The 4,233-nt window shown below is 54.5% G+C and carries 3 protein-coding genes; all 3 read right to left on the reverse strand.

The window, feature by feature from the left end; translation table 11 throughout:
* Positions 1-1,440 carry an aldehyde dehydrogenase family protein gene (locus ACILQA_RS10210; RefSeq protein ID WP_395629594.1) on the reverse strand — a complete coding sequence of 480 codons (1,440 nt, stop codon included), beginning with the start codon at positions 1,438-1,440 and terminating at the stop codon, positions 1-3.
* Positions 1,433-2,740 carry a spinster family MFS transporter gene (locus ACILQA_RS10215; protein ID WP_395629595.1) on the reverse strand — a complete coding sequence of 436 codons (1,308 nt, stop codon included), beginning with the start codon at positions 2,738-2,740 and terminating at the stop codon, positions 1,433-1,435. Before ACILQA_RS10215 ends, ACILQA_RS10210 begins: the two co-directional genes overlap by 8 nt.
* Positions 2,741-2,751: 11 nt before the next feature.
* A partial coding sequence (locus ACILQA_RS10220) for a sulfotransferase (protein ID WP_395629596.1) occupies positions 2,752-4,233 on the reverse strand: 1,482 nt, incomplete at its 5' end.

Below are 4,233 nucleotides of genomic sequence, written 5' to 3' on the forward strand. Positions count from 1 at the left end.
TCATGGAACGCGGAACCCGCTGATCGATTTGATCTCAAGGAAATCACGCACACCAAATTCGCCATATTCGCGGCCATTGCCCGACTGTTTGTAGCCGCCAAATGGCGCCATATAGTCTTGGCTCGTGCCATTGATGCTGACACCGCCCGCCCGCATTAAACGCGAAACGCGGCGGGCGCGGTCCAAGTCACCGGTCTGCACATAGGCATAGAGCCCATATGGCGAGTCATTGGCAATCGCGATGGCCTCCGCTTCATCCTTAAATGGGATCAGCACCAGCACAGGACCAAACACTTCTTCTTGGGCAATCCGCATCTTGTTATGAACGCCCGCAAAAACGGTAGGTTTCACATAATAGCCACGGTCAAAGCCATCGGCCCGGCCTGTGCCGCCAGCAACAAGCTGCGCACCTTCGTCGATCCCGACCTGGATCAGGCCCTGTATCTTGTCATAATGTGCCTTGCTGACAACGGGACCATAATGCGGGCCCTTCTCCATCGGGTCGCCAAGCTTCGCGGCCTTCGCAACGCGGGCTGCAATCGCAACCGCCTCATCATAGACCGATTGTTCAACGAGCATGCGGGTCGGGGCGTTGCACGACTGACCGGTATTTCCGAAGCAATGCAGAACACCGCGCGTGACCGCGGCCTCCACATCACTGTCGGCAAAGACGATATTGGCGGACTTGCCACCCAGTTCCTGCGCAACGCGCTTTACGGTATCTGCTGCATTTTTGGCGATCTGAACGCCGGCACGCGTCGAACCGGTAAAGGAGATCATGTCCACTTCAGGGTGGCTGGTCAGCGCGTCGCCCACGGAAGCGCCCGTGCCATGGATCATATTGAACACGCCTTTGGGGAAACCGGCTTCCTCGACCATTTCAGCGAACAGCTGCGCAGAAAGCGGCGCCATTTCACTTGGCTTCAAAACCATCGTACAGCCCGTAATCAATGCGGGACCAACCTTGCACACGATTTGGTTGATCGGCCAGTTCCACGGCGTGATCAGCACGCAAACACCAATGGGTTCGTGCGTGACGATACCATCTGTGCCAACATCATAATCCCACGCCATTTCGCGCACGGCCTTAACCGTTGCGCGTAAATGGCCGGGGCCGCTTTCGGCCTGCGCGTCATGCGACAGATCGTACGGCGCGCCCATCTCGGTCGAAATGGCGGTTACCATTTCACCATAGCGCCGTTCGAAAATGGTAATCAGCTTTTCCACCAATGCAATGCGATGCTCAAGCGTGGTCGCAGCATATCCATCAAACGCGGCGCGTGCGGCTGTGACGGCCAATTCGACATCGTCACGGCCGCAAACAGCCACGACGGCGCAGACTTCTTCTGTAGCAGGATTAACTGCATCCACTGTTGCAGTGGACGTCGCAGGCAAAACCCACGCGCCATTTATATAAGACTTCAGCGGCGAATTAGACATATCCAATGGCTCTCTTTTGATCTTCAATAATATATTTTTCGGCGCGCCAATAATGCCACGCCGCCCACAGGCCGGTTGGCGCGAGAATAAGCTGTGCAAGACGCAGGGAATCTGCATTGCCGCCACCTGCAGCGTCAAAAAAGTCGCTGAGGCCGCCAACAATTGCCGGTGCGATAATCAGGTTAAGCACATTGGCAACAACCAACGATATAGCGACGGCCATTGCCCGCATTTTCGGTGCAGCCAGATTCTGGCACAGTGCGAATGCCGGGCCGATGTAGAAATAAATGGCCGGAATGAACAACCACCACATGACCTGCGCCACCCCAAGATCCCGGGTATAATATGCAAGAAACGACGGGATAGTGGCCAATGCCGTTACCACGGCCAACAGCCGGGCGATTTTACGTGGGTCGGTATATGTCGGACGTGCCACCACCCATGCCGTCAATAATGACGCACCAATGCCGCCAATAAGATAAATCCAGCCCAGCATGCTGCCGGCTTCGCCCTCATCCATGCCATATGTGCGCTGCATGAACAAAGGCGTGAACCACATCAGGCCCCAGCCCCAAAATGCAGACAGACCGCTTCCGGTCATCGCATGCACCGCCGATTTTTGTGACCATAGGAATTTCATCGTTTCCATGATCGTCGGCGCTTTATCTTCGGTTACGACGTCCAAACGACCGCGCTTCGGCTCCTTAATCGTTACCATGATGATCAGGGCCAGAATGATCCCGGGCACGCCCAACACAAAGAAAGCGGCGCGCCACCCGTGTAATGTCGAGACATAGCCCGCAATGTCCGAACCCAGCCACGCCCCGATGGGCGCGCCAAGTGCAAACACGGTCATGGCCATGGAGCGTCGATCGGCAGGAAAATAGTCAGCAATAATGGAATTACACGCAGGTGTGCCGCCAGCCTCACCAATGCCAACGCCAACACGCGCCAACAACAAATCGAAATATCCGCGCGTATAACCGGTAATGGCTGTCATGAATGACCAAACGGCAACAGACGCCGCCAGAAGGTTGCGACGATTGGTCCGGTCACATAACCATGACAAGGGGATACCCATGACGACATAAAAAAGCGCCAGCGGAAGGCCAAGCCATGCGGTCTCGGTATCCGTCAGGTTCAGTTCTTTGCTAATGGGTCCAAGCAATGTGGACAAAACATAACGGTCAGCGATGCTGATCGTGTACACCAGCATCATGATGATGAGGACATACCAACGCTGCCCCAGCGAGGAGACTTCATCGACACGTATTGGACCAGTCGGCGCATTGTTAGCCATAAAATTCCTCCTCAGGTTGCGGCCAGTTCAGGCCCTAGTTTTTTACGCAGCGGATCGAGAAATTCGCTGAAATTCTCCCATTGATCAACGCCGCTTTTGAAAATCGGTTGTCGCACCTGCTCCGAACTCGCGGTGCGAACCGCGCGTTCATTCTGGTGGAAATTGAGACATGCCTCTTCAAAAGGAAGGCCGCAATAGTCTAGCAAACGCCGGACCTGCGTTTCCAGATCGGCAACGACTTCCTCGTACCGGACGCGCAATATTTTGCCGGGCAACACATTATCCCAATGGTCCATTAACTGCACATAGTCAGTGTAATATTGGCCCACTTCCTCAAGCCCGTAGGTGAATTCCTGACCTTCGGCGAAGAGTTGCTTAAACCCGCTGAAACAGCATCCCATGGCCCCGCGCCGCGCATCGATAATTTTCGCGTTCGGCAAAATCATGTTGATGAGGCCGATGTGACGGAAATTGTTCGGCATTTTATCAATGAAAAAGGGTGTGCCGCCCTTGCGGTAAATTTGCGTGTCGCGGATGAATTCTTCGCCAAAGCGGGTGACGTCTTCGTGCGTCAAATCCGCCAAGTTGCCGGGATATTCGGGCGCCTCGCCAACAACGCGCTGCCGGTCAAGCCGGAAGGCCAAAGCGAAGATATTCGGGAGCTCCATCGTCCCTTCAACCTGACTGTGCGATGCAAGAATTTGCTCGAGCAAGGTCGAACCCGCACGTGGTAAGCCGACAATGAATATCGGGTCCCGCGCTGGGCAGCCTGCACCGGAAAATTTGTCAAGCAGGTCAGTGGTCACCAGCTCACGCTGCAGCTGCATTTCGTTCGACAGCCTGCTGGGATTATATTTCAGCTCCTCACGCTTCAAACGATTGCCGAGTTCATAATATTCGAACGAAGCACTATGTTCGCCGCGATCCTCAAGCGCCTTGCCCAAGGCAAAACAGAGGTGATAGCGGTCATCAAGCGCCGTCATGGGCGACGCTTGCCGTTCCCGCATTTGGGCAATCTCACTATCGTCAAAACGGTAAGTCTTGAGATTGGCCAAGCTCCAATAGGCATCGCCGCAGTCTGGCCGAACTTGATAGGCGCGGCGATAGGCAGAAATGGCATCATCCTGCCGCCCGACGGTCTTAAGCGCATGGCCGTAGGTCAGGTTTATGCCTGGATTATTTGGCATAGACCCAAGCAAGGCCTCATAAATCAGCATCGCTTCATCAAAATTGCCGACGGCCAGATTTTCATTGGCGTACAGCATTTCAAACTCAGGATTACCCGGTTCTTTTTCGCGCAGTTCCGACGCTTCGCTGAGTGCCAGTTCGAATTTCTGGCGTTTGCGCAATACTTTCACATAATCGAAATGCGCACTGACATTATCGGGCTCCAATACCTTGCAAGACTCGAGCAAAAATTCCGCTTCGTCATAGGCGTTGAATTTCATGCCGATGTCGGCAAGCAGGCGCATCGCCTCAACATGGTGACCGTT

This window comes from Sphingorhabdus sp. (assembly GCF_044239005.1).
In the GTDB taxonomy this organism is placed as follows: Bacteria; Pseudomonadota; Alphaproteobacteria; order Sphingomonadales; family Sphingomonadaceae; genus Sphingorhabdus_B.